We start from the raw sequence: 25,431 nt of genomic DNA, 5'->3' as shown, positions 1-25,431 counted from the left end.
CGGCGTGTGTGCTGCGCGTCACCGCGGAGGTTAGGTTCTCGGCATGGACCCCCGGGCGCACGACACCACCCCCTGGCCACGCCTCGACGCCGCCACCGCGCACCTGCCCGCGCCGGTGGCCGCGGTGTCCCTCGATGCGGTGGACCGCAACCTGGACCGACTCGTGGAGGCGGCCGACGGCATGCCGCTGCGCGTGGCGAGCAAGAGCATCCGCGTGCGGGCCGTGGTCGAGCGCGCCCTGGCCCACCGTGGCGTGGAAGGCGTGCTCGCCTTCACGCTGCCCGAGGCCATCTGGCTGGCCCGGGTGGGCACCACCGACGACCTGCTCGTGGCCTACCCGACGGTGGACGCCGCCGGCCTGGACGCCCTGGTCTGCGAACCCGACCTCGCCGCGGCCATCACCCTGACCGTCGACGACCCCGCCCACCTCGCCGCGATCGCCGAGGCCCGCGCCCGCACCGGTGGCTGCGAGACCGTGCAGGTGGTGCTCGAGGCCGACGTCTCCCTGCGCAAGGGGCCCGTCACCATCGGCCCCCGCCGCTCGCCCCTGCACGGGCCGCAGGCGGTGGAACGCGCCGCGCGCCGCGTGGTGGCCGAGCCCGGCATCGCGCTGCGCGGACTGCTCACCTACGAGGGCCACGTGGCCGGGGTGCAGGACGTGCCCGTGGCCGGCGACCTGCGCGACCGCGCCTACCGCTGGGCCGTCCGCGGCATGCAGGGCGTCTCGCGCCGCGGGCTGTACGCCGAGCGGCAGGCCGTGGTGGACGCGGTGGCCGCGGTGCTCGGCCACGCCCCGGAGCTCGTGAACGGCGGCGGCACGGGGTCGGTGGCGTGGTCCTCGGCCGACCCGGCGCTCACCGAGGTCACCGTGGGCTCCGGCCTGTTCGTGGGCCACCTGTTCGACCGCTTCCGCGCCATCGACCTGGAGCCCGCGTTCGGCATCGGCCTGGACGTGGTGCGCACCCCCGAGCCGGACATGGTGACCCTGCTGGGCAGCGGCTGGGTGGCCACCGGTGCCGTCGCCGCCGACCGCCTGCCGGTGGCGGCCTGGCCCCCGGGCCTCGAGCTCACCGGCACCGAGGGGGCCGGCGAGGTGCAGACGCCCCTCACCGGTGCCCTGGCCGCCCGGGCCGCCGGCCACCGCCTCGAGGTCGGCTCCCGCGTGTGGATGCGCCACGCGAAGTCCGGCGAGCCCGCCGAGCGGGTCGACGAGGTGGTGCTGGTGCAGGAGGACGGCAGCACCCACACTGTGCCCACCTACCGTGGCGAGGGAAAGGCCTTCCTGTGAACACCACTCGGACCACCGGCTTCCGCAACTGGTCGCGCACCGTCGACCTGCCCGACGCCCGGTGCACAGTCGCGGACTCCACCGAGGCGGTGCAGGCCGCGGTACGCCACGCCGTGTCCTCCGGCCGCCCGGTGCACCCCGTGGGCAGCCGGCACTCCTTCACCGGGGTGGCCGCCCCGCGCGGGGGCGCCCGCCCGGGCACCTCGCTGGCCGTGGACGGCCTCACCGGCGTGGTCGACGACTCCCGTGCCGCCGAGGGGCTCCTCACCCTCGGCGCCGGCACGCCCCTGCACGCCCTGCCCGCCCTGTTGGCGCCCTACGGACTGGCCCTGGAGAACATGGGCGACATCGACCGCCAGACGCTCGCCGGCGCCCTCTCCAGCGGCACCCACGGCACGGGCGCGGCGTTCGGCTGCCTCGCCACCCAGGTGCGGGGCGTCACCCTCGTGGACGGCACCGGCCAGGTGCACCGCATCGGCGCCGTGGACCCGCGCCTCAAGGGCGCCGCGGTCTCGCTCGGGGCGCTCGGCGTCATCGTGGACATCACGCTGCAGCTGGTGCCGGCCTACTGCCTGGACCTGCAGGTCGAGAACGAGTCCGCGCCGGAGGTGTTCGCCACCTGGCAGGAGCGCACCGAGGCCCACGACCACTTCGAGGCCTTCTGGTTCCCGCACAGCCCCAGGACCATCACCAAGAGCACCCGTCGGTGCCAGGCCGACACCCCGCCGGTGCCGCGGAGCTGGTTCGGCCACCACGTCGAGGACGGGCTGGTCTCCAACGCGGGCCTGGCGGCCCTGGCGCACCTGTGCGACCGGCTGCCGGGCCGCACGCCGTGGCTCAACCGCACCTTCGGCGGGCTCACCCCGCACCGGGTGGTCGGCCCCTCGCACACCGTCTTCGCCAGCGCCCGCACGGTGCGCTTCCGCGAGATGGAGTACGGCGTGCCGCTGGCCGACCTCCCCGAGGTGATGGCGGAGGTCTCCGCGGCCATCCGCCGTCGCCGCTGGCCGGTGGGCTTCCCGCTGGAGATCCGCAGCACCGCCGGTGACGACCTGTGGCTCTCGATGGCGCAGGGCGGCCCGCGGGCGTTCGTCGCGGTGCACACGGTGCACGGTGACGGCCGCGCCCGGGCGTACTTCGCCGAGCTGGAGCGCATCCTCGTGGCCGCCGGGGGCCGCCCGCACTGGGGCAAGATGCACTCCCTGGGCGCCGAGGCGCTGGCGGGGCTCTACCCGCACCTGGGCGACTTCACCGCCCTGCGCGCGCAGCTCGACCCGCACGGGGTGTTCGCCAACGAGTACACCGACCGCGTGCTCGGCCCCGTGGGCTGAGGCTCAGAGCAGGCGGCGCAGCAGCTCCCGCTTCACCGGGCCCGAGGGCGGGTAGGCCAGTCCCAGGGTGTCCGGGCGCAGCGGCTTGTCCAGTACCGAGCGCTCGTGCGTGAAGGTCCGCACCGACGCCTCGCCGTGGTAGCTGCCCATGCCGCTGGCGCCCACGCCGCCGAAGGGCAGGGAGTGCACGCCCACGTGCGCCATCGGCACGTTGATGCCCACGCCGCCGGAGCGGGTGCCGGCCAGCCAGCGTTCCTGCACGTCGGCATCGCGGGTGAAGAGGTAGAGCGCCAGCGGGGAGGGGCCGTCGGCCACCCGGTTGATGGCGGCCTGCACGTCGGGCACGGTGACGACCGGCAGCACGGGGCCGAAGATCTCCTCGGCCATGGCCGGGTGGTCGTCGTCCACGTTGGTGAGCACGGTGGGGGAGACGTAGAGCGCGTCGAGGTCCACCTCGCCGCCCACCGCGGCGCCCTCCACCATCGCGGCCAGGCGCTCGGCGTGCTTCCGGTTGATGATGCGTCCGTAGTCGCGGCTGGTGCGCGGGTCGAGGCCGAACATGTCGGTGATGGCGCGTTCCAGCTCGGGTACGAGGGCGGCCTGGGTCGCCGGGGTGCACAGCACGTGGTCGGGTGCCACGCAGGTCTGGCCCGCGTTGCTGAACTTGCCCCACACGATGCGGCGGGCCACGGCGCGCAGGTCCACGTCCTCGCCCACCCACGTGGGGGACTTGCCGCCCAGCTCCAGGGTCACCGGGGTGAGGTGCTCGGCGGCGGCCCGCATGACGATGCGGCCGACCTTCTCGCCCCCGGTGAAGAACACGTGGTCCCACTTCTGCTCCAGCAGGGCCGTGGTCTCGGGCACGCCCCCGGTCACCACCTGCACCACCTCGGGGTCCAGGTACTGCGGCACCAGCTCGGCCAGCACGGCGGCGGTGGCCGGTGCGAGCTCGCTGGGCTTGAGCACCACCGTGTTGCCCCCGGCCAGGGCGCCGGCCAGCGGTGTGAGCACGAGGTTCACCGGGTAGTTCCACGGCCCGATGACGAGCACGGCGCCCAGCGGCTCGCGGCGCACCGTGGCGCGGGCGGGCTGCATGGCCAGCGGCACGGAGGCGGCCCGGGGCGACAGCCACTCGTCCAGGTGCTTGAGGAGCTGCTCCACCTCGCCCTCCACCACCGCGAGCTCGGTGGTGCGCGCCTCGGCCTCGGGCTTGCGGAGGTCCTCGCGCAGGGCGGCGAGCAGGCGCGGCTCCTCCTCGCGCAGCAGGGTGCGCAGGGCCCGCAGTTGCTCGCGGCGGGCGTCGAGCTCGCGCAGGCGGCCCGTGGCCCAGGTCTCGTGGGCCAGCTCGCGGACGGTGGCGGCGGTGGACTGCTCGGGGGACGTCATGGTCCCAGCCTACGCAGCAACGGACTCCTCCACGGCCGCGCCGTGGGCCTCCAGCGGCACCCGCCGCAGCTGCCAGCTCCAGGGGTGGTCGGCCAGGTGGGCGGACAGGGCGGCCTCGGTGCCGGTCGCGGGGGAGAGCACCAGCAGGGTGGGTCCGGCCCCACTCACGCACGCGGCTGAAGCGCCGGACGCGCGGGCGGCGGCCAGCACGTCCTCGACGCCCGGTACGAGGTGCGCGCGGTGCGGCTGGTGGAGGCGGTCGTCCACCGCCTCGGAGAGCGCCTCGGTGCGACCGGTGGCCAGGGCGGCCACGAGGAGCGCGCTGCGGGCGGCGTTGTGCACCGCGTCGGCGAAGGGCACCGATGCGGGCAGCGCGGCGCGGGCCTCGGCGGTGGCCACGGGGTGGTCGGGCACCAGCAGCAGCACCTCGGGCAGTGCGCCGGGGGCCACCGGCACGGGAAGGCTGTGCACCCGCCCGTCGGCCGCCGCCACGGAGACCACCACGCCGCCCAGCAGGGCCGGGGCCACGTTGTCCGGGTGCCCCTCGGTGAGGGTGCCCAGGCGCACCAGCTCGTCGTCGTCCCAGTCGGTGCCGTGCAGGGCACGGGCGGCCAGCACGCCCCCGACCACGCAGGTGGCCGAGGACCCCAGACCGCGGGAGGGTGGCACGTCGCCGGCCACCGTGCAGCGCACCGCCACCGGCTCGATGCCGTGCTCGGCGCAGGCGCGTTCGTAGGCGGCCACGGGCAGGCTGTCGCCGGCGTCGGTGCGGGCGGGGTCGTCGGCGGCCACCACCTCGAGGGTCACCCGGTTGTGCAGGGCCACCGCCAGGCCCAGGGCGTCGAAGCCGGTGCCCAGGTTGGCCGAGGTGGCCGGCACCCGCACGGTGACCGACCGGCCGGTGGCGCTCATCGGTGCAGGACCTCCTCGATGGTGGACGGCACCTCGGGGACCTCCACCACCTGCTCGTGCAGCACGGCTGCGTCGCGCAGGGAGCTCAGGCCCAGCGGGGCGCCGCGCTCGTCGCCGGCGGTGGTGGCCAGGCGCACGAGGGTGTCGAACTCGTCCTCGTCGGCCTCGTGGCCCAGGGCGGCGAGGACCGCGGGGGCGAACTTGTACGGGCTGGCCGTGGCGGCCACCAGCGCCGGTCGGGCCGGGGGCTGCTGGCCGCCGGTGAGGTCGCCGCGCCGGTACTGCGCCAGCACGTCCAGGGCCACCGCGGTGTGCGGGTCCACCAGCGTGCCGTGCTCGGCGTGCACCGCGCGCAGGGTCGCGGCCGCCTGCTCGCCGGTGGCGGTGCCGGCCACCACCCGGTGCCGGGAGGCGTCCGCGCCCTCGGGCAGGTCCGCCGGCTCCCCGGGCAGCGCGCCCCAGTCGAAGACCCGCTCGTCGGCCAGCTGCGCCATCGCCGCGCGCACCCGGTCGCTGTCGCGCCCGCTGGTGTCGTGCAGGAAGCGCTCCAGGTTGCTCGAGACGAGGATGTCCATCGAGGGCGAGTCCGTGCGCACCAGCCCGCGTCGGGCGTCGTAGGTGCCGGTGGCGAAGAAGTCCGCCAGCACCCGGTTCTCGTTGGTCGCGCACACCGCGGTGCCCAGCGGCACGCCCGCGGCGCGGGCCCAGGTGGCGGCCAGCAGGTTGCCGAAGTTGCCGGTGGGCACCACCACGTCCACGGGTTCGCCGGCGGCCACCATGCCCGCCCGGCGCAGGGCCGCGTAACCGGTCACGTAGTAGACCATCTGCGGCAGCAGGCGCCCCAGGTTGATGGAGTTGGCCGAGCTCACCGCGTACCCGCGCCCCGTGAGCCGTTCCCGGGCGCCCGCGTCGGCGAAGAGGGCCTTCACCGCCCGCTGGGCGTCGTCGAAGTCGCCGTGGATGCCCAGCACGTGCACGTTGCCACCGGCCTGCGTGCGCATCTGCTGCTTCTGCATGAAGCTCACGCCCTCGGTGGGGTAGAGCACCACCACCTCGGTGTCGGGCACGTCCTTGAAGCCCTCGAGCGCCGCCTTGCCGGTGTCGCCGCTGGTGGCGGTGAGCACCAGTGTGGTGCCCTGCTGCCCCTCGGCGGTGCGCGCCAGCGTCACCAGGTGGGGCAGCAGCGTGAGCGCGACGTCCTTGAAGGCGTGCGTGGGCCCGTGGAAGAGCTCCAGCAGGCCGATCGTCCCGTCCGCCTCGCCGAGGACGGTCAGCGGTACCACCTCCTCGGTCTCGAAGCGGGCCGCCGCCGCCTCGACGGCCTCCCGCAGCCCGTCGGCCGGCAGGCCGCCCTCCCCGGTGAGGTAGGGCGCCATGACCGCCGTGGCCACCTCGGCCCAGGGGGCGTCGAGCAGGGACTCCACGTCCAGCGGCTCGATGCGCTCGGGAACGTAGAGCCCGCCGTCGGGGGCCAGGCCGTCGAGCACCGCCCGGGCCGCGCCCACCGCCGGTGCCTGACCGCGGGTGCTGGTGAACCTCATGCCGCCCCCTCGCCGGCGGCCTCCCAGCGGACGACGCAGCTGCCCGGGTCGTCCAGCCAGGGCTGCAGCACGGCCCGGCGCAGCGGACCGGTGATGCCCGCCACCGGGTCGGAACCCAGCCGGTCCTGCAGCAGGGCCTCGGCCTGCCCCGCCAGGGCGGCGCTGCTGCGCAGGTACCAGCGGCCGGTCACCGTGGCGTTCGCGTCGTGCAGCGGGGCGTCCGAGAGCGGGCTGGTGGTGGGCACCGCACCCAGCAGCACGTCCACCACGTCGGTGAGCACCGCCGAGGCGGTCTCGTAGCGCCCCGCGCCGGGCCCGGCGAAGGTCAGGGCACCCACGTGGTCGGCCTCGAAGGTGACCGCGTTGGTGGACCCGGTGATGCTGGCCGCCCAGTGCTCCGGCGGCACGGCGACCGGCTCGACGACGGCGGTCACCTCGTGGCCGCCGGGACCCTGCACGGCGTGCGCCTCACCCACCAGGCGCACCACGCGCGGGCCGCCGGGCGCCGTGCGCAGCGCCTGCAGGTCGGCCGCCGACACCCGCTCGATGCCGGTGCACAGGATGTGAGGCTCGGTCACCGGGCCGCCGAACGCCATCGAGGCCAGGATGCGCAGCTTGCGCAGCGAGTCCGCCCCGCTCACGTCGGCGCTCGGGTCGGCCTCCAGGTAGCCCAGCTGCTGGGCCTCGGCGGCCACCACGCCGTAGTCCCGCCCGGACTCCATGGCCGAGAGGATGTAGTTGCACGAGCCGTTGAGGATGCCGCTCACCGAACGCACCCGGTCCACGCGGACGAGGTCGCGCAGGGCCCGCACGCACGGCACCCCACCGGCCACGGCGGCCTCGAAGAGCAGGTTCACCCCCTGCTCCTGGGCCAGCGCGGTGAGCTCCTCGCCGTGCGCGCTGAGCAGCGCCTTGTTGGCGGTGACCACGTGCTTGCCCTGGCGCAGCGCCTCGCCCACCAGCTCCAGGCCCTCCTCGACGGGCCCGGCCACCTCCACCACGAGGTCCACCGACGGGTCGGTCACCGCCCCCCGGGCGTCAGTGCTCAGGGTGCCGGCAGGGGCGGGGACGTCGCGCTCGCGGTGCAGGTCGCGCACCACCACGTGACGCACCACCACGTCGGTGCCCAGCTGGTCCAGCCAACGCCCACGGTGCCGGCCCAGCAGGTCGACGACCCCCTGGCCCACCGTCCCGTAGCCCAGGACGGCCACCCCCACGCTGCGCACGCCCTCGGTCTGTTCCGTCATGTCGGCCTCCTGGGTGGTCTCGTCCCGGGTCTTCCAGTCGTCTCGTGGTCTGGTCCCGCCCGGCCACCGGCTGGGCCGGCGGTGGCGCCAGCCTAACGACGCCTCCCCGCCTGGTAGGAGGGGCCGTGCCCGGGTCTCCGCCCGGGGCCGCGCGGGGGCCGTCGGTGCCTCGGGCGATACTTGGGGCAGGTGCCGAGAGCCGGCACGCCGATGACCCCGAGGGGGCACCATGAAGCGCACGACCCTGACGCTGCTGGCCGCGATGAGCACCACCGTGGTGCTCGCCGGGTGCAACGAGGACAACGGTGGCGGCGGGGGCTCCGCCCAAGCCGACTCCGACCCGAAGGCCGCCGTGTCGCAGGCCTTCGACAAGGCCAACGAGGCCAAGGACCAGACGGCCACGATCTCCCTGGACAGCTCCTCGGAGTCGCTCAAGAAGCTCACGGAGTCCTCCGACTCCTCCACCCTGAGCTCTGACGACCGGATGGCCGTGGAGAAGGTCACCGAGCTGCTGCCCAAGTCCAAGATCACGGTCTCGACCCACTCGCGCGACCAGGCCCTCTCCGAGGAGAAGGACGCCAAGGACCTCGACACCGCCATGACCCTGCACATCGGCGAGGGAAAGGTCGAGTTCCGCCAGGTCGAGGGCGGCATGTACATGCGCGCCGACGTGGACAAGATCGGTCAGGAGACCGGCCTGTTCACCGCCGACCAGCTCAAGATGGGCCTCACCGGCGGCTCCGGTGCCCCGGCCGACGACCCCTCGATGCAGTTCCTCACCAAGGCCCTCTCCGGCGAGTGGGTCGGTGTCTCCTCCGAGCAGGTGGAGTCCGAGCTGCAGAAGCAGGGGCTCACCCTGGAGGACCTCACCAAGGAGGCCACCGGCGGCACCGAGGTGTCCGCCCAGCAGCAGCTGAAGATGCAGCAGGACCTCAAGACCTTCATGGACGAGCACGGCGAGTTCACCCGCGAGGGAGACGTGGTGCACGTGGCTGTGCCGGTGGAGGAGAGCTGGGACGACTTCGCCGCCATCGTGAACCAGAACATCACGGACCCCTCGGAGAAGCTGCCGACGCTCACCGAGGAGAACAAGAAGGCCATCAAGGACGACGCCAAGGCGACCATCGACGTGACCCTCGACGGCGACCAGCTCAAGGGCCTGGACCTCGACTTCACCCAGGTCAAGGACTTCGTGGACCCGGCCTCGCTGGACGCCACCGAGAAGAAGGACTACGACGAGTTCGTCCAGCAGGTCGGCGACGGCCCGCTCGGCCTGAAGATCGAATACGGCCAGGAGGGCGCGCCGGCCAAGCCGGACCAGTTCACCGAGGTGCCGCAGGAGCTGCTCGACGCCGGCGCGGCCAGCGCCACGGGCGCTGGTGGCGCGGAGATGGCCGGCTGACCCGACCCGTCGCACCGCCCCGCCGGGGGCACCCGCTCACCGCGGGTGCCCCCGGCGTGGCCGTTCCCGCACACTGGGTCCACCGGCCCACCGACCCGTCCACCCACCCCAGGAGCCCCATGACCCAGCGAGCCGCCTCGTGACCGCCGCCCAGACCGCACCCGGCCCCGGGGCGGGCCTGCCGCGCTTCCTGGCCCCCTTCGCCACCCGGGACTACCGCCTGCTGGCCACCAGCCTGCTGCTCGTCTCGTTCTCCGCGGGGGTGTGGACCGTGGGGCTGGTCTACGCCGTCAAGGGCCTCGGCGGCCGCGAGGTGGACCTCTCGGTGGTCACGGCCGTGGGCTCGATCGGGCTGGTGCTCTGCGCGCTCGTCGGGGGCGTGGCCGCCGACCGGCTGCCCCTGCGCGGACTGCTGGCCGGCTGCTCGCTGCTGTTCGCCGTCGTCGGCGGGGTGGTGGCGCTGCTGGGGGCCACCGGCGCCCTGCAGATGTGGCAGCTCATGGTCGCGGCCTTCCTGGCCATGGCCTGTGCCGGCATCTACAACCCGGCCTACTCCGCACTGCTGCCGCGGGTGCTGCACGACGACCAGCTGCTGGCCGCCAACGGCCTGGAGGCCGCGAGCCGCCCGGTGCTGCAGCAGGCGGCCGGTCCGGCCGTCGCCGGCTTCGTGGTGGGGGCGGTGGCGCCCTCGGCGGCGATGGCGGTGGTGACCGTGGCGCAGGCAGGGGCCGTGGCCTGCGTGCTGGCGCTGCGCACCGGAGGGCTGTTCCGGCGTGCGCTGCCGGTGGAGGAGCAGGGACCGGACCAGTCGGTCTGGCGCGACTTCACCGAGGGCGCCGCGTACACCTGGCGCACCCCCTGGCTGGCGGCCACGCTCGTGTGGTCGGTGGTGGCGGTGTTCCTGTTCATCGGGCCGATGGAGGTGCTGCTGCCCTTCATCGTCACGCGCCACGGGGGCGGACCGGACACCTTCGGGCTGCTGCTGGCGTGCCTGGGTGCGGGGGCCGCGGTGGGGGCCATCGGCGTGAGCTCCCGCCGCCTGCCGCGGCGCTACCTCACGGTCATGATCACGGTGTGGTCGGTGGCGGCGGTGCCCTTCTTCGCCCTGGCGATCACGGACAGCTTCTGGCTCATGGGCCTGGTGCTCTTCGTCTTCGGCCTCGGCGACGGAGCGGGCATGGTCATCTGGGGCACGCTGCTGCAGCGCCGGGTGCCGCGGTCCATGCTCGGCCGCGTGAGCTCGCTGGACTTCTTCGTCTCGCTGGCCATGATGCCGGTCTCGATGGCGCTGGCCGGCCCGGTGGCGCAGGTGCTGCCCACCTGGGTGGTCTTCGCCCTGCCGTCGGTAGGCATCCCGTTGGTGGGGCTGGCCTGCCACATGCTGGCCGACCTGGGCGGGGACGAGCTGCGGCACCCGCTGGACCAGGAGGTGGGCCTGGCCGGCGCGCACACCGAGGTGGTGGACGGCGTCTCAGGCCTCCACTCGTCGGCCCGCGCTGAGTAGCACCACCGCCAGCACGAGGCCCGCCGCCCAGGCCAGCTGCTCGGCCGTCAGACCGAAGCCGAGCTGCCACAGGCGGTGGACCGCCACGCCGCCGAGCACCGCACCCAGCACGCCGCGCCAGGTGGTGCTCGTGGTGGCGAAGCGGGAGAACCACACCTCCCACCGGACGGCGCCGAACACCATGACCGCCAGCATCGCGCCGGAGAGCACGAACCACACCGGGCGCACCATCCACCAGCCGGCGATGCTGCGGGGGAGCAGCAGGTCCGGGGCGAGCATGCCGATGCCGATCATCACGGTCATGGCCGGTACGTGCCACAGGTAGACCAGCATGGCCAGTGCGTTGCCGGTGCCGATGCGGCGCCGCCACCGCTCGCCGGGGGACCACCCGAGCAGGCGCCGGCCCACCGCGGTGAGCACGGCCCACTGCGCGATGCCGAGCACGGCCAGGGCGGCGGTGGGCGGGGCTAGGTTGCTCACCGGGGCGTCCCGCACGCCCAGGTTGGTGGGGAACCAGGGACCCGGCACCACCATGGCCACCAGCGCGGCGACGCAGGCGAGCACCACCAGGCCCAGTTGCCACAGCGGGGCGGCGAAGGCGCGGCGGCGCGCGTAGCCGACGCCCAGCTGGTGGCAGAACAGCCAGACGAACACGAGGTTGAGCGCGGTGAGGTCGACCCCGCCCCAGAAGCGCAGCACGTCCACGCCGAACGCGGCGGCCAGCAGCACCGCCGCCGAGGCCCACCCGGTGCGGTCGAAGGCCCACACCGCCAGCGGCGCGGTGGCGGTGCACAGCAGGTAGACCGAGAGGAACCACAGCGGGTTGGCGATCTGGTCGCCGATGGTGACCGCCAGGCCGGGGGCGATGAGCCCGCCGACCACCACCACGAGCAGGGTGACCCCCATGAGCGGCAGCACCGGCGAGGTCAGGCGTCGGGCGCGCAGGCCCAGGTAGGCCCCGAGCGGGTCTCCGGAGGCGCGCCAGCGGTCCACCAGCAGGGTGTTGGTGAAGCCGCCGGCCACGAAGAAGGCCGGCATGGCCTGCAGGAGCCAGGTGAGGGCCCACACCACGGGACCGGAGAGCGCGAGCTCCAGCTGCAGGCCGTCCTCCATCCACAGGTGCAGGTAGCACCAGTGCATGCAGACGACGATGATCATGGCCGCGAGGCGGACGATGTCCACCACGTGGTCGCGTGCGCGTGTGGCGCCCCCGTTGGTCATGCGCGCATTGTGCACTGCCACAGGGCAGGAGGGCCCGATGCGGGTGAGCACGACGGAGCAGCGCAGGGACGGCACGGGGTGGCTGGTGGTGATCGCCGAGCCCGAGCCCGGGGACGGCGGTGGACACGACGCGGCGGGTACCGGCGACGACGGCGGGGTCGGCGGCGTGCGGATGGGGCTGCACCGACTGCACCGCGGCCGCCGCTCTCATGCCCGCGCCCACGGCCCTGTACTTCCTGGAGCGGGCCCTGCAGCACCCGGAGCCGGGGGCGGCGCTGCGGCGCTCGCCGATCAAGGTGGAGATCAGCATCGCCCACGCGCGTGCGCTCGCAGGCCGGGCGGGTGGCTCGCTACCTCGGTCGGCGGGTGCGCCGCCGCTGAGGGCCCCTCAGGCGGTGGTGCCGGGGTCCAGGCGGGCGCCGGGGGCCAGCTCCACGCCCTCGCCGATGGTGCTCTGGCGGCCCACCAGCACGATGTGCTCGTCCTCCAGCTCGTCCGGCCCGGGCTCACCGACCCGTGCGTCCGCACCCACCTGCACGCCCTCGTCGACGATCGCCGTGGAGATGCTCGCCCCGGCGGCCACGTGCACCTCGTCGAAGAGCACGCTGTCGACCACGGTGGCACCCTCCTCGACCACCACGCCCGGGCCGAGCACGCTGCGCTCCACCGTGCCGGCCACGCGGCAGCCGGGGGAGAGCAGGGCGTCGCTCGCCCGACCGGTGGAGGTCACCAGGGCCGGGGGCAGGTCGCGGTGGCTGCTGCGCACCACGAGGTGCTCGGTGGCGAAGACCTGGTCGGGATCGGCCACGAGGTCGCGGTGGCCCTGCAGGTAGGCCGAGGGGCGGCCCATGTCGCGCCAGTAGCCCTCGACCCGGTGGCGGCGCACCGAGCCACGCTCCACGAGGCGGGGCAACACCTCCTCGGGCAGGTCGCCGGGGCCGTCGTCGTCCGCCTCGGCGGGGTCGCCGGGGCAGGACGCGCGGTCGGCGCGCACGGCATCGAGCACCTCGCGCAGTGCCGGCCAGGAGTAGACGACCACCTCGGCGGAGATCTCCGGGTCGTCGCCGGGCTCCTCGGGCTTCTCGGCGATGTCGGTGACGCGCTCGCCGTCGAGGGTGAGCACGGCCTTGTGGCGGGCCACCTCGGGGGAGGCCGGCAGGGAGAGGACGGTGCACTCGGCCCCCGAGGCGGTGTGGGCGGCCACCGCCTCGGCGAGGTCGGCCACGAGCACCTGGTCGGCGCTCAGCGTGATGACCACGTCCGGGCCGTGCGCCTCGACGGCGTCGCGGACGGCCAGCAGGTCCTCGGTGTTGGACTCGGAGAACGCCGGGCCGTCCGCGTGGCCGCTCTCGGGCACCATGCGCCGGTAGCCGCCGCGCACCCGGTCCAGGTCCCACGGACGGCCGTGCTGCAGGTGGTCGTCCAGGGTGCTGGCCATGTACTGCACGCTCACCCACACGTCGCTGATGCCGGCGTGGGCCGCCGCGGAGACCGCGAGGTCCACCAGCCGGTAGGACCCGGCGTAGGGTAGGGCCGGCTTGGCGCGCTCCTGGGTGAGCACCTCCATGCGCGAGCCCTGGCCACCGGCCTGGACGATCGCGAGCACGCGCGGGGCGTCGGGCGCGGGGGTGCGGGTCATCGGTCCCTCCTGGGGTCAGGTGGCGGGGTCGGTCCGGCGGCCAGTCTGCCCCGGATCGGCCCACGCGTCCCATCCACCCACCAGGTGCCCCACCTCACCGCCGCGGGCACGCACCGCGTCGCGGGCCAGCCCGGAGCGCATCCCGCTGGCGCAGTGCAGCACCGCGCCGTGCACGGCGGCGTCGTGGTCGCCGCGCAGCACCTCCTCGAACGGCAGGAAGACCGCCCCGGGCAGGATGCCGACGGTGCGCTCGGCCGGGTCGCGCAGGTCCACCACCACCGGCGGGTGCTCGCCGGCCAGCGCGCGGCGCAGGGCCGCCGGGGTCCACGCGCCGTCCGGGCCGGCGTCCGTGGCGTCCTCGACCGCGTCGCCGCCCTCGGTCCCCGGAGTGGGCACCTCGCCGCGCGGCAGCGTGTAGGTGCTCACCGCCATCGTCCAGGCGTCCACGACGAGCAGGCGGCCCAGCAGTGGCTCGCCGCCCCCGACCAGCAGCTTCACCGCCTCGGCGGCCATGCACGAGGCGACGAGGCCGCACACGGGGCCGAGCACCCCGCCCCGCGCGCACGAGGGGGCGCCGCGCACCTCCTCGGCCGGCGGGTACAGGTCGCGATAGCGCCACCCGCGCCGGGCGTCGAAGGTGCTCACCTGGCCGGTGGTGCCGCTCACCGCGCCCCACACGTGCGGCACACCCAGCTCGGCGCAGGCGGCGTCCACCGCGTCGCGGGTGGCGAAGGAGTCCGAGCCGTCGAGCACGAGGTCGTGCCCGGCCAGCAGGGCGGTGGCGTTGTCCGGCGTCAGGCGCGTGGGCACGGTGCGCAGGGTGACGGTGCCGTTGAGGCGGGCCACCGCGTCGGCGGCGCTGTCGACCTTGGGGCGGCCCAGGTCGGCCTCGCCGTGGAGCACCTGGCGGTGCAGGTTGCCCAGGTCCACCACGTCGTCGTCCACCACCGTGATCTGCCCGATGCCGGCGCCGGCCAGGTAGAGCAGCGTGGGGGAGCCGAGCCCGCCGGCGCCCAAGACGGCCACGCGGGCGCTCGCCAGCCGGGCCTGGCCGGTGGCACCCACCTGGGGCAGGGCCAGCTGGCGCACGTAGCGGCGGCTCGTGGCGGCGTCCAGCGGCGCGGCTCGGTGGCCCGGCCCCGGGGCGGTGCTCACTGCTCGGGCTCCCAGTCCGCGCCGTCGCCCGCCCCGGGACCGCCGAACTGCGCCATGCCCTCCAGCGTGCTGCTGGCCAGCGCCCGCTCGCGGCGCGGGATGCGCCCGGCCCGCCGCGCCCACCAGCCGGCCCGCACGGCCTCGCGCAGGGCGGCGGCCATGGTCACCGGGTCGTGCGCGCGGTGCACCGCGGTGGCCAGCAGCACGGCGTCGCACCCCAGCTCCATGGCCAGGGCGGCGTCGCTCGCAGTGCCGATGCCGGCGTCCAGCACCACCGGAACCCCTGCCCGCGAGCAGATGAGCGCGATGTTGTGCGGGTTGAGCACGCCCAGCCCGGACCCGATGGGGGAGCCGCCGGGCATCACCGCGGCACAGCCCAGGTCCTCCAAGTGCGCGGCCAGCGCCGGGTCGTCGGAGGTGTACGCCCACACGGTGAACCCGTCGGCCACGAGCTGCTCGGCAGCCTCGGCGGTCTCCAGCGGGTCGGGCAGCAGCGTGTCGTGGTCCATGACCACCTCGAGCTTCACCCAGTCGGTGCCCAGCGCCTCCCGGCCCAGCCGGGCGGTGAGCACGGCCTCGTGGGCGGTCTGGCACCCGGCGGTGTTGGGCAGCACCCGCAGGCCCAGGTCGCGGACCACGCCGAGCAGGGACGGGCCGCCGGCCAGGTCGGCGCGGCGCAGGGCCACGGTGGTCACCTCGGTACCGCTGGCGCGCAGCGCGTCGGCCAGCAGAGTGTGGTGGGTGGCGCCCCCGGTGCCGGTGACGAGCCGGGAGGTCAGGCGCGTGCCGGCCACCTCCCAGCCCGGGTCCTCCAGCGGGGTGTGCGAGGGGATACCGGGCGGTGCGGTGGGAGCGGTCGTCGTCGGGGTGGGGCTCGGCTCGGTGCTCATCCGCCGGCCACCGGGGTGAGCAGCTCCACCTGGTCACCCTCGGCGAGCACCGTGAGGCCCCACGCACCGGCGGGCACCACCTGCTGGCCCACGGCCGCGGCCACCCCGGCGTGACCCGGGCCGAGCACCTCGGTGACCAGCTGCTCCAGGGTGGTGCCCGGCGGCACGGTGCGTTCGGTGCCGTTGAACCGGATGGTGGTGGGCGTGCTCACGAGGCCTCCTCGAGGGTGGACGGGACGGACGGGGACCAACGGGCTGGTGGGGTCCGGGCGACGGACGGGGCCGACGTGCGCACCGCGGCGGCGGCGGCAGCGGCGGCCCGGTGGCACAGCAACACACCGTGGCGGCCGTGACCGGTGGAGAGCACCACCCGCACCGGGCCGTCGGAGCCGGGCAGCGTGTGCTCGCGCAGCAGCGGGCCCGGTGTGGCGAGGGTGGGCCGGTGGCCGCTGAGCGCCTCGGCCAGGTGCATCTCGCGGACGCCCGGGTAGAGCGCGGCGGCGTCACCGAGCAGGTCGAGCACCTCGCCGGCCGGCACGCGCTCGTCGGTGCCCCGCTCCACGCTCGTGGCCCCCACCACGAGCTCACCGTCGGTGCGGGGCACGAGGTACACCTCGCGGTCGTCCACGCGGCCCCGCAGCACGTGGCTGGGCACCGGCGCGGTGGGGGTGCCGTGCAGGCGCAGCACGGTGCCGGCCACGGCGCGTACGCCGGTGGGTGGCAGGGCACCGGGCAGCAGGGCGTCGGTGCGGTGCCCGGCGCAGACCACCACCACGCTGGCCCGCAGCGTGCAGCCGTCCGCGAGCACCACGGAGCCGTCGTCGGCCAGGCGTCCGGCGGCATCGACCAGCCGCACCCCGCGGGCGGCGCAGGAGGCCCGCAGCGCCGTCACGAGCCGCCGCGGGTCCACCTGGTGGTCGCCCTGCACGGCCACCCCGCCGGCCACTCGGCGCGAGAGCCCCGGCTCGGCGCGCCGCAGGGACCGGCGGTCCAGGGGCGCGGCCTCGAGACCGGCCGCCCGAGCGGCGTCGGCCAGGTGGGTGGTGCGGGCCAGGTCGTCGGCGCCCAGGGCCACGTGGAGGGTGCCGGCGGTGCGCAGGTCCAGACCGATGCCGGTCTCGGTCTCGAGCGCGGCGGCCTCACCGGGCCAGCGCCCCATCGCGTCGAGGGCGAGCGCGTGCACCTCCGGCTCGGTGGTGCGGAACTCGCTGGTGGGTGCCAGCATCCCGGCGGCACGGTGCGCGGCACGGAGGTGCTCCCCGGCATCGACGAGGACGACCCGGTGGTCGGCCGCCAGCAGGCGCGCGGTGGCCGCCCCCACCGGTCCGCCGCCGAGCACGACGACGTCCGCCGGCCCCTGGGGCTGCTGCTGGATGGCGCTGTGCACGCCGACCTCCCTCCGCCGGTACGACCCGGATCAGGTGCGACGGTCGGCGATGCCTCGCCCTCTCAGCCCGGCTCCAGGGCTCCCGTGGTTCGGCCAGCACCCTAACGCGGGCCCAGCAGCACCAGCACCTCGGCGTGGTCGGTGTTGGGGAACATGTCCACCAGCCGTGCGGACAACGGCTGCCAGTGCGGCATCGCCGCCAGGTCGGTGGCCAGCGTGACGGGGTTGCACGAGGAGTAGACGAGCGTGCCCGTGGGCGAGGCCGGGTCCGCGGCGGCCGAGAGGCCGTCGAGCAGCACCGGCAGGTCCGGCCCCAGGCCACGCCGCGGCGGGTTGACCACCACGGCCTGCGTGGCCCCGGCCGCGGCCACCACCGCCGCGGGGTCCGAGGCGTCGGCCACCACGAAGCGTGCCCCCGCCGCGCCCGGGACGCCCGCCAGGTCCCGCGCACCGCGGGTCGCGCCGCGCACCGCATCGGCCGAGACCTCCACGCCCACCGCCTCGATGCCGGCGGCGGCCGCGTGCAGCGCGAACCCGCCCACGCCGCAGTACAGGTCGGTCACCGTGGCCGCACCACGGTCGGTGAGCCAGTCGGTCACCTGCGCGTAGAGGGCCGCCGCGACGGCGGTGTTGGTCTGCAGGAAGGAATCCGGGCCCACGTGGAGCACCACCGGCCCCATCGGGACGGACAGCAGCGTCTCCTCGGTGAGTGGCACCTCCTGCGCACCGGAGAGGGTGGCCTTGTGCTCGGGGTGGATGTTGGCGCTCACCACCCGCAGCCGCGGCAGGTCGGCCAACAGGCCGGGCAGGTGCTCCCGGACCCGCTCCAACGGCCCGGTGGTGCGCAGCACCAGGCGCAGCATGAGCTCCCCGGTGGGGGAGGCGGTGAGCACCAGGTGCTTGAGCTCCCCGCGGCGGCGGGCCACGTCGTAGGGCGGCAGGGCAGCGCGGGTCACGAAGCGCGCGAGGCGGTCCAGCACGGTGGCCAGGGCCGCCTCGTGCAGGCCGCAGGTGCGCAGGTCCACCCCGCGTCCGTCCGCGTCGAGGATGCCCAGGGTGGGCGCACCCGCGGTGCCGCCCACCACCAGCTTGGCCTTGTTGCGGAAGCCCGCGGCGGCGCTCGGCAGCGGCTCCTGCCAGACGTGGTCGGGCACCAGGGGGCCCAGGCGCTCGCGGACGGCGGCATCCTTGGCGGCCAGCTGGTCGGCGTAGGGCGTGCCCATGAGCGTGCAGGAGCGGCACCGTCCGGCGGAGAAGTGGCCGCAGTGCAGGGGAGGGGTCGAGCGCAGGTCCACGCCCATCACCCGTACAGCACGGCGAAGCGGGCGAGCAGGCGGTGCGAGGCGGACACGTCCGTGGTGCGGGCCGCGGCCACGATGTCGGCCGCCTCCTCGGGGGCGAAGTAGCCGTGGTGGGCGTAGACGGCCACCCGGGCGGCCAGCCCCTCGGCGTCGAGCTCGGGGTGGAACTGGGTGGCGCGCACGTGTCGGCCCACGCGGACCAGCTGCACGGGGCAGGCCGCGGAGCCGGCCAGCACGGTCATCCCCGACGAGGGGGTGGCGACGGCCTCCTTGTGGCCCACCCACGCGCGGAACTGCCGCGGGACGCCCTCGAGCAGTGGGTCGTCGGCACCGGCCTCGGTGAGGGTGACGACCGGTGCGGCGAGCTGCTCCCCGTGCGTGGTGTCCACGGTGGCCTGCTGGTGGACGCCGAGCACGCCCATGCCGTAGCAGAGGCCCAGGGTGGGGAAGTCCGCCGCCACCACGGCGTCGAGCACCGCGGTCAGGTCGGCCTCCACCCGGCGTTGCACGGGGTCCTTGGACCCGGGCGGGTCGGAGACGGTGAACGGGCTGCCGCCGATGATCACGCCGGCCCACCGGCCGAGGTCCAGCCCCGGCATCGGCCCGGCTTCCAGGCGCCACTGCACGACGCGCTCCGGCGGGACCCCCATGTGGCGTGCCACCGCCTCGTGCTCCTGGTGGGCCAGGTCGTCCTCGGCGCGCGTGGACAGCAGGAGGAAGGGGAGCATCGCCCCATTGTGCGGCACACTGTGCACGCCCTCGAAAACCCGGTAGGAGACCCCCATGGCCAGCACCCTGAACACCCACTTCGTCGAGGGAGGGGACGAGCGCATCGTCTTCCTCCACGGCCTCATGGGACAGGGACGCAACTTCCGCACCGTCGCCGGCGACCTGCAGGACTACGCGAGCTCCCTGCTGGTCGACCTGCCCAACCACGGCGCCTCGGAGCACACCGAGGAGTTCGACTACCGGGAGATGGCCCGCGCGGTGGAGGCCACCGTCCGCGAGACCTGGCCCGAGGGGGCGGCCAACGTGGTGGGTCACTCGATGGGGGGCAAGGTGGCCATGGCCGTGGCGCTGCTCTTCCCGGAGATGGTGGACCGCCTGGTGGTGGTGGACATCTCCCCGGTGAACAGCGAGAACGCGAGCGAGTTCAGCCACCTGCTGGGCTCCCTGCAGGCCCTCGACCTGGATTCGATGGAGCGCCGCCAGGAGGTGGACGAGGCCCTGGCCGAGCAGGTGCCCGACTACACGACCCGCGCCTTCCTGCTGCAGAACCTCACCCGCACCGAGGGCGACCGCTGGAGCTGGAAGGCCAACCTGCCGATGCTGCTGGAGAACCTGCCGGTGGTCATGGGCTTCCCCGAGGAGCTGCGCGAGCGCCAGTTCGACGGGCCGGTGCTGTGGATCGCCGGTGGCGACTCCGACTACGTGCAGGAGGAGTACCGCCCGGCGATGGAGGAGCTCTTCCCCAAGGTGCGGCTGGTGACCGTGAAGGGCGCCGGGCACTGGGTGCACTCGGAGAAGCCGGAGGTCTTCCACCAGACGCTGCGCAACTTCCTGCTCGAGACGCTCACCTGAACCGGCGGCACCCGGCGCCGCGCGTGCCCCGGCCCCGCCCCCTGTCGCAGGGAGCGGGGCCGGGGCACGTCCGGGCCGGGCTACGGCGTCGGACCCGTCAGTCCAGCGTGGTGCGCAGCTCGTCCTCGCGGATGAAGCACAGCAGCACGGTGGCGATGAGGCCACAGGGCACCAGCCACAGGTAGATCGGCGTCAGCGCGTCGGAGTACGCACCCACGATGACCTCGCGGATCGGGCCCGGCAGGTGCTGGATGCGGTCGGGCGTCAGCGAGGACTCCGCACCACCGCCCTGGCCGGGCTTCATCGGCAGCCGCTCGGCCACCAGGTCGTGCAGGCGCTGGGTGAACAGCGAGCCCACGAGCGCCGACCCGAGGGTGGCGCCGATCTGGCGGAAGAAGTTGTTGGCGGCCGTCGCGGTGCCCACCTCGCGCAGCGGGAAGGCGTTCTGCACCACCAGCACGAGGATCTGCATCGACAGGCCCAGACCCACGCCCAGCACCGCGAGCGCGGCGCACACGTGCCACAGCGGGTCACCGACCTCCAGCAGCGAGAGCAGCCACAGACCCACCGAGATGATGGCCGAGCCGACGATGGGCAGCGTCTTGTAGCTGCCGGTGCGGCTCACGCGGTTGCCCGCCCAGACCGACGTGGCGAGCATGGCGCCCATCATCGGGATCATGAGCAGGCCGGCCACCGTGGCGGACTTGCCGTAGGCCATCTGCAGGTAGGTGGGCATGTAGCCCAGGGCGCCGAACATCGCGATGCCGATGAACAGGCCCGCCACCGTGGAGAGGGTGAAGTTGCGGTGGGCGAACAGGTGCATGGGCAGGATCGGCTCGGTGGCGCGGCGCTCCACGAGCACCAGCAGCACCCAGGCCACCATGGTGCCGGCGATCAGCCAGAGGATCTGCCAGGAGTCCCACGCGTAGGTGTGGCCGCCCCAGGTGACGGTGAGGATGAGGCCGGTGGTGGCCAGCGCGGCCACGACCATGCCGGCCCAGTCGATGGAGACCTTGGCGGGGGTGTGGGGCAGCTTGAGGAAGCTGACGGCGCCGAAGAGCGCGATGGCACCCAGCGGCAGGCTCATCCAGAACGCCCAGCGCCAGCCGGGGCCCTCGGTGAACCAGCCACCGAGCAGCGGGCCGGCCACCGAGGCCAGGGCGAAGACGCCACCCATGACGCCCATGTAGCGGCCGCGCTCACGCGGCGGCACCACGTCGGCGATGATCGCCTGCGAGAGGATCATCAGCCCGCCACCGCCGAGGCCCTGCACCACGCGGGACACGATGAGCCAGGGCATGTCCTGGGCCAGGGCGCCGATGACGGAGCCGGCCACGAAGGTGGTGATGGCCGCGATGAGCAGCGGCTTGCGGCCGATGAGGTCACCGAGCTTGCCGTAGACCGGCATCATGATGGTGCTGGCCAGGATGTAGGCGGTGATGACCCACTGCATCTGGTTCACGCCGTCGAGCTCGCCGACGATGGTGGGCAGCGCCGTGGAGAGCACGGTCTGGTTGAGGGCGGCCAGCAGCATCGCCAGGACCAGGGCCGCGAAGATCCAGCCGATGTGGCGCGAGTTCTCCTCGCGGCTGGCCGTGGCCCCGGGGGCCGGGCCGGTCGCTGGGTTCTCGGTGGGGGTCTTCTCGGCGGGGGGCGTGTAGCGGGTCGCTGTCACTCGGGGCTCCTGAGCAGGTGGTGGAACAGGTCGATGCTGCGGCGCACCGCGGCGGGAGTGAGGGCCTCGCCGGGCACGTGGTCGGGGTCGGTGGTGGCGTGACGCAGCACGGCGCCGGCGAGGCTGGCCCACATGCGCAGGGCGTGGGCCGGGCCGCCGGGTGCGTCGGCCAGGCGGGGGTCGTCGGCGAACCGGGACTCCAGGGCCTCGATGACGAGGTCCTCGGAGCGGGCCAGTGCCTGGAGGCGGAAGCGCCCCAGGGCGGGGTTGGTCTGGATCAGCTGCTTGCGCAGGGCCGGGGTGCCCTCCGGGGTGGAGGTGCGCATGGTGGCCAGCAGCAGCTCCGTGGCCTGGGCCACCGGGTCGCCGGAGGGGCCCATGCGCTCGAGCGCCTCGGTGGGGACGTGCGGCTCGGTGTAGCCGTAGACCGCCTCGTCCTTGGACGTGAAGTAGTTGAAGAAGGTGCGGGTGGAGACGCCGGCGGTGGCCGCGATGGCCTCCACGCTCGAGGCCGTGGCGTCGCCGGAGAGGGCGGCCTCGGCGGCGGCGCGGTGCAGGGCCGCCCAGGTCTCCCGGCGGCGCCGTTCGCGCAGCGAGGTGGGTCCCGCCGGATCGTTGGGAGGGGTGGAGGAGGGCATGGGTGCAATTCTTGCATGAGTGCAAGGTCTGCACGGGTGCAGGAATGTGAGTGATGCCTCACCAATGCGGTGGGTCAGTCACCTCCACCCCCACCGTCGCCGCCGCCGTCGCCACCACCGTCGCCGCCCCCACCGTCGGAGGAACCGCCGGCGTCACCCCATCCGCCGTCGGTCGAGCCGGACTCGACGAAGGCGTCCAGCCCGCCCCACCCGGCGACCGCGTCCCCGGCCCACGCCTCGTGCAGCCAGGAGGTGTCGCCCATCCATGCCGGGTCGTCGTGGTCGGACCCGTCCGTGGAGCCACCGGACACCACGCCGCCGTCCCCGCCGGCCTGCCGGGCGAGGCCGAGCTGTGCCTCCAGCTCGTCCGCCGCCCGGGCGTGGTGGCCGAGCACCACCGCCAGCGGCACGAGGGCGGCCGCCGCCGAGGCGGAGGCGGACCACCCGAGGGACATGCCCCCTCCTGCGCCGGGGTCGGACAGCGCCTCGTCGAGCGCCCGCAGGTGGCGCACCTGTTCCCGTCCGGCCGGCGTGAGGCGCGGGGCACCCCCGAGGCGGGAGATCAGCAGGAATCCTGCGAGCAGCACCAGCAGGCCGAAGAGGGGGACGGAGAAGGGCTCCGGCGCCAGGGACACGACCACGGCTGCCCCCAGCACGGTCAGGGGCGTGGCCAGGGGCCACCAGGTACGACGCAGCAGGCCCCGCTGGCGCAGGTCGCGACGTACCTGGCGTGTCACGCGCCGCAGCCGGCGCTGTGCCGAGCGGTCGGTGCCGGGCATGACCACGGCCTTCGGCGGGTCGCCGAACAGGGCGCGTACCACCGCGCCCGTGGTGGCCGGTACCGGGCGGATGAGGTCACGGGCGACGACCTCGTGCTGGCCAGAGGTGCCGCGCCGCACGTCCACCACGCCGCGCCGGGAGAGGTCCACCACCTCACCCACCACGCCCCGGCGGCCCCGGGGAAGCAGCAGTGCCGCCTCGAGGGGCGTGAGCGGTGGGGGCGGGGAGGCGAGGACCACGTGGGGCGGCACGGTGGCTTCGGGGCGGGTGGCGGCTCCGTCCCGGGAGCGCACGAGCCACTCCACCAGGACCACCACGAGCAGGGCGACGATCGTCGGGATCCAGTCCATCCCCCCGAGTGTGCAGGGTCAGGCACGCAGGGACGCACCCCGGGTCGGAGGTCCGGCGGCGTCGCCCACCGCCGCGGCGAGTCGCCCGGCCAGCTCCCGCACCGCCTCGGCCAGCTCGGGGCCCTCCAGCACGGTGAACGCGAACGGCAGGCGGGCCAGGTACTCCCCGGCGTACATGGCCGGGTTCTGGGTGGTGCCCCGGAGCAGGCAGCCTTGCGGGTGGTCGGTGAGCTCGCCCCACGAGCCGCCCACCCAGGGGGCCACCTCCTGGCGCGGGGCGTGGACCAGCACGGCCGTGGGGTACCGCCACCCGCGGCCCAGGTGCTCCTCGAGGGCGGCGACGGGGTCGATCTCGGCCGGCGGGGTGAACCGTTCGGTGGCCACCTGCGCCGCGGTCACGCGGTCGAGGCGGTAGGCGCGCACAGCGTCCACCCGCCGGGCGTGGCACAGCAGGTACCAGCGCCCGTGGCGGGCCACCACGGCGTGCGGTTCCACCACGTCGCGCAGCACCCGCCCGGACTCCGTGCGGTAGTCCAGCTCCACGCAGTGCGTGGTGGCCACGGCGCCCACGAGCAGGCTCACCACGGCCGGGTCCGGGCGGGCGGCCCGGCGGTCCGGGGTGGAGCCGGCCAGGTCGCGCACCGCGGTCGCCTCCTGGGACACGGCATCCGGCATGGCGCGCAGCAGCTTGGCCAGCGCCGCGCCCACCGGCTGGGTCTCGTCGCGGGCCTCGTGGCGGCCGTCGACCACGGCCATCACCAGGGAGAGCGCCTCGGTCTGGCTGAACACCACCGGCGGCAGGCGCACGCCGCGTCCCAGCCGGTAGCCGCCGCCGGGGCCGCTCGTGGCGCCCACCGGCACGTCCGCCTCCCGCAGGGTGGCGATGGTGCGGCGCACGGCGCGTTCGCTGACCCCCAGGTGCTCGGCCAGCTCGGAGGCCGTGACGCGGGGTCGACGCTGCAGGAGGTCCAGGGCGCGCAGGGCCCGGACGGTGGGGGAGTCCGAGGCAGGGCCGGGATGGGTGGGGCGCGCTGAGGCATCGGGCACGGGACCACTCTCGCAGACTTCACGGACGCGAACCGTCCGGGAAGGGCCCTAGCGTGGGGGCATGGACGAGCACGTCGACGGAGTCGACCTCAGCGGGGCCACCCTCCAGCACGTCCGGGTGGCCGGGGCCAGCATGACCAAGGTCGACGCCAGCGGCGCCGACATCCGCGGGCTGCTCATGGAGGGCGCCCGCATCCGCGGAGGGGCGATCGTGCACACCCGCATCGACTGCGACGTGTTCGACCTCGTCATCAACGGGGTGGACGTGGCGCCCCTCATCGACGCCGAGCTGAACCGCCGCGACCCGGACCGGGCCCTGCTGTTCGCCACTGACCCCGACGGCATCCGCGCCGCGTGGGCCCGGTTGGAGGAGCTGTGGGAAGGCACCATCGAGCGCGCCCGCACCCTGCCCGGGGACCAGCTGCACGCCAGCGTGGACGGCGAGTGGTCCTTCGTGCAGACGCTGCGCCACCTCAACTTCAAGAACGCGGCGTGGGCCCAGCGCGTGCTGCGCGGCGAGCCCGACCCCTACGCGCCGTTGGACCTGCCGTGGGACGAGGCGCCCGCCATCGAGGGGTTCACCCCGGTGCGTGACGCCCGCCCGGGCCTGGGCGAGGTGCTGGCCGAACGGTCCCAGCGCTGCGAGCAGGTGCGGGCGGCCCTGCGGCCGCTCGACGATGCGGCGCTCGCCGGCACCGTCACGCGCGCCGAGCCCGGGTGGCCGCAGGTGGAGGACCTGCCGGTGGCCGAGGCGGTGCACGTGCTGCTCATGGAGGAGTACGAGCACCGGCTGTTCGCCGAGCGTGACCTCGACGCCCTCACCGGCGTCTCGACCTCTGCCGACCCCACCACCCCACCGACCTCCCAGGAGCCCTGACATGACCGCACCCACCCCGTCCACGGACGTCCCCGACCCCGCCGAGGCGCCCACCGGCACCACCGTGCTGCTGCTCGGCGGGCTGTGGCTCGACGAGCACGCGTGGGACGCCCTGCTCCCGCTGCTCGAGGCGGCGGACCTGCGCGCCCATGTGGTAGCACTGCCGGGGGCCAGCACCACCGCGCCCGACCCCGAGGGCGTCACCCTCGACGACCAGCTGGGGGCCGTCCTGGCCACCATCGACGCCACGAGCCCCGACGGGCCGGTGGTGGTGGTCGG

At 74.9% G+C, this 25,431-nt stretch carries 23 protein-coding genes and 1 riboswitch; of the genes, 7 read left to right on the top strand and 16 right to left on the bottom strand.

The window, feature by feature from the left end; all coding sequences use genetic code 11:
* The first annotated feature begins 43 nt into the window (after nucleotides 1–43).
* Both ACFFHC_RS07925 and ACFFHC_RS07920 read left to right on the top strand, forming a co-directional pair.
* Complete coding sequence (locus ACFFHC_RS07925) at nucleotides 44–1,288, top strand: alanine racemase (protein WP_141494418.1); 1,245 nt, start codon at nucleotides 44–46, stop codon at nucleotides 1,286–1,288.
* Entirely contained in the window at nucleotides 1,285–2,619 is a 1,335-nt protein-coding gene (locus ACFFHC_RS07920) for a D-arabinono-1,4-lactone oxidase (protein WP_181443110.1), read from the top strand. Before ACFFHC_RS07925 ends, ACFFHC_RS07920 begins: the two co-directional genes overlap by 4 nt.
* A 3-nt stretch (nucleotides 2,620–2,622) precedes the next feature.
* Here ACFFHC_RS07920 and ACFFHC_RS07915 read toward each other — a convergent pair whose 3' ends face one another.
* Genes ACFFHC_RS07915 through ACFFHC_RS07900 form a run of 4 tightly spaced genes read right to left on the bottom strand, consistent with a single transcriptional unit; the run spans nucleotide 2,623 to nucleotide 7,705 of the window.
* Nucleotides 2,623–4,005 carry an aldehyde dehydrogenase family protein gene (locus ACFFHC_RS07915; RefSeq protein ID WP_141494416.1) on the bottom strand — a complete coding sequence of 461 codons (1,383 nt, stop codon included), beginning with the start codon at nucleotides 4,003–4,005 and terminating at the stop codon, nucleotides 2,623–2,625.
* Between the two features lie 9 nt (nucleotides 4,006–4,014).
* Nucleotides 4,015–4,917, bottom strand: coding sequence for a homoserine kinase (thrB, locus tag ACFFHC_RS07910; RefSeq protein ID WP_141494415.1), 903 nt, complete (start codon nucleotides 4,915–4,917; stop codon nucleotides 4,015–4,017).
* Nucleotides 4,914–6,458, bottom strand: a complete 1,545-nt coding sequence (gene thrC / locus ACFFHC_RS07905) for a threonine synthase (protein ID WP_141494414.1) — start codon at nucleotides 6,456–6,458, stop codon at nucleotides 4,914–4,916. Before thrC ends, thrB begins: the two co-directional genes overlap by 4 nt.
* Complete coding sequence (locus ACFFHC_RS07900) at nucleotides 6,455–7,705, bottom strand: homoserine dehydrogenase (protein WP_070705361.1); 1,251 nt, start codon at nucleotides 7,703–7,705, stop codon at nucleotides 6,455–6,457. Before ACFFHC_RS07900 ends, thrC begins: the two co-directional genes overlap by 4 nt.
* Before the next feature lie 229 nt (nucleotides 7,706–7,934).
* On the opposite strand from ACFFHC_RS07900, the gene ACFFHC_RS07895 reads away from it, so the two are divergent.
* Together ACFFHC_RS07895 and ACFFHC_RS07890 are read left to right on the top strand one after the other, a co-directional pair.
* Entirely contained in the window at nucleotides 7,935–9,107 is a 1,173-nt protein-coding gene (locus ACFFHC_RS07895) for a hypothetical protein (RefSeq protein ID WP_181443109.1), read from the top strand.
* 139 nt (nucleotides 9,108–9,246) lie between these two features.
* Entirely contained in the window at nucleotides 9,247–10,611 is a 1,365-nt protein-coding gene (locus ACFFHC_RS07890) for an MFS transporter (RefSeq protein ID WP_379804397.1), read from the top strand.
* Here the strand turns inward: ACFFHC_RS07890 and ACFFHC_RS07885 are convergent.
* The 8 genes from ACFFHC_RS07885 to ACFFHC_RS07850 all read right to left on the bottom strand — a co-directional run bounded on the left by ACFFHC_RS07885 (nucleotide 10,579) and on the right by ACFFHC_RS07850 (nucleotide 18,932).
* Nucleotides 10,579–11,832 carry an acyltransferase family protein gene (locus ACFFHC_RS07885; RefSeq protein WP_379804394.1) on the bottom strand — a complete coding sequence of 418 codons (1,254 nt, stop codon included), beginning with the start codon at nucleotides 11,830–11,832 and terminating at the stop codon, nucleotides 10,579–10,581. The two genes, ACFFHC_RS07890 and ACFFHC_RS07885, sit on opposite strands and share 33 nt — an antisense overlap.
* A gap of 388 nt (nucleotides 11,833–12,220) precedes the next feature.
* Nucleotides 12,221–13,471 (bottom strand): glucose-1-phosphate adenylyltransferase family protein, encoded by a 1,251-nt coding sequence (locus ACFFHC_RS07880; RefSeq protein WP_101848908.1) that lies wholly within the window; start codon nucleotides 13,469–13,471, stop codon nucleotides 12,221–12,223.
* Between the two features lie 15 nt (nucleotides 13,472–13,486).
* A complete protein-coding gene (locus ACFFHC_RS07875; RefSeq protein WP_202876732.1) occupies nucleotides 13,487–14,626 on the bottom strand; it encodes a ThiF family adenylyltransferase in 1,140 nt (379 codons plus the stop codon).
* Nucleotides 14,623–15,516 carry a thiazole synthase gene (locus ACFFHC_RS07870; RefSeq protein WP_141494410.1) on the bottom strand — a complete coding sequence of 298 codons (894 nt, stop codon included), beginning with the start codon at nucleotides 15,514–15,516 and terminating at the stop codon, nucleotides 14,623–14,625. The genes ACFFHC_RS07875 and ACFFHC_RS07870 overlap by 4 nt, the downstream gene beginning before the upstream one ends.
* Nucleotides 15,513–15,728: a sulfur carrier protein ThiS gene (thiS, locus tag ACFFHC_RS07865; protein WP_070706105.1), complete on the bottom strand. Its 216-nt coding sequence runs from the start codon at nucleotides 15,726–15,728 to the stop codon at nucleotides 15,513–15,515. Before thiS ends, ACFFHC_RS07870 begins: the two co-directional genes overlap by 4 nt.
* Complete coding sequence (locus tag ACFFHC_RS07860; protein WP_141494409.1) at nucleotides 15,725–16,903, bottom strand: FAD-dependent oxidoreductase; 1,179 nt, start codon at nucleotides 16,901–16,903, stop codon at nucleotides 15,725–15,727. Before ACFFHC_RS07860 ends, thiS begins: the two co-directional genes overlap by 4 nt.
* A gap of 4 nt (nucleotides 16,904–16,907) precedes the next feature.
* Nucleotides 16,908–16,992, bottom strand: a riboswitch (TPP riboswitch).
* Between the two features lie 12 nt (nucleotides 16,993–17,004).
* A complete protein-coding gene (locus ACFFHC_RS07855; protein WP_379804386.1) occupies nucleotides 17,005–18,204 on the bottom strand; it encodes a methyltransferase domain-containing protein in 1,200 nt (399 codons plus the stop codon).
* Nucleotides 18,204–18,932 carry a glutamine amidotransferase gene (locus tag ACFFHC_RS07850; RefSeq protein ID WP_101848911.1) on the bottom strand — a complete coding sequence of 243 codons (729 nt, stop codon included), beginning with the start codon at nucleotides 18,930–18,932 and terminating at the stop codon, nucleotides 18,204–18,206. Before ACFFHC_RS07850 ends, ACFFHC_RS07855 begins: the two co-directional genes overlap by 1 nt.
* Nucleotides 18,933–18,987: 55 nt before the next feature.
* Between ACFFHC_RS07850 and ACFFHC_RS07845 the strand changes: the two genes are divergently transcribed.
* Nucleotides 18,988–19,785 (top strand): alpha/beta fold hydrolase, encoded by a 798-nt coding sequence (locus ACFFHC_RS07845; protein ID WP_101848912.1) that lies wholly within the window; start codon nucleotides 18,988–18,990, stop codon nucleotides 19,783–19,785.
* A gap of 97 nt (nucleotides 19,786–19,882) precedes the next feature.
* Here the strand turns inward: ACFFHC_RS07845 and ACFFHC_RS07840 are convergent, their stop codons facing one another.
* From ACFFHC_RS07840 to ACFFHC_RS07825, 4 genes are all read right to left on the bottom strand, one after another.
* A complete protein-coding gene (locus ACFFHC_RS07840) occupies nucleotides 19,883–21,460 on the bottom strand; it encodes an MDR family MFS transporter (RefSeq protein ID WP_101848913.1) in 1,578 nt (525 codons plus the stop codon).
* Nucleotides 21,457–22,098, bottom strand: a complete 642-nt coding sequence (locus tag ACFFHC_RS07835) for a TetR/AcrR family transcriptional regulator (RefSeq protein ID WP_101848914.1) — start codon at nucleotides 22,096–22,098, stop codon at nucleotides 21,457–21,459. Before ACFFHC_RS07835 ends, ACFFHC_RS07840 begins: the two co-directional genes overlap by 4 nt.
* Nucleotides 22,099–22,172: 74 nt before the next feature.
* The gene (locus tag ACFFHC_RS07830; protein ID WP_379804380.1) at nucleotides 22,173–23,228 is read right to left on the bottom strand and encodes a DUF2207 domain-containing protein; all 1,056 of its coding nucleotides are present in this window, start codon (nucleotides 23,226–23,228) and stop codon (nucleotides 22,173–22,175) included.
* Nucleotides 23,229–23,246: 18 nt separating this feature from the next.
* A complete protein-coding gene (locus ACFFHC_RS07825) occupies nucleotides 23,247–24,275 on the bottom strand; it encodes a helix-turn-helix transcriptional regulator (protein ID WP_070705993.1) in 1,029 nt (342 codons plus the stop codon).
* Between the two features lie 61 nt (nucleotides 24,276–24,336).
* Here ACFFHC_RS07825 and ACFFHC_RS07820 point away from each other — a divergent pair, with 61 nt between their 5' ends.
* Nucleotides 24,337–25,152, top strand: coding sequence for a DinB family protein (locus tag ACFFHC_RS07820; RefSeq protein ID WP_070705995.1), 816 nt, complete (start codon nucleotides 24,337–24,339; stop codon nucleotides 25,150–25,152).
* 1 nt (nucleotide 25,153) lies between these two features.
* Nucleotides 25,154–25,431: alpha/beta fold hydrolase (locus tag ACFFHC_RS07815; RefSeq protein WP_379804375.1), on the top strand; the 278-nt coding region annotated here is incomplete at its 3' end.

Origin of the sequence: Kytococcus schroeteri (assembly GCF_042433515.1) — a bacterium.
GTDB lineage: Bacteria > Actinomycetota > Actinomycetes > Actinomycetales > Dermatophilaceae > Kytococcus > Kytococcus schroeteri.
This window is presented reverse-complemented; position numbering and strand designations above follow the sequence as displayed.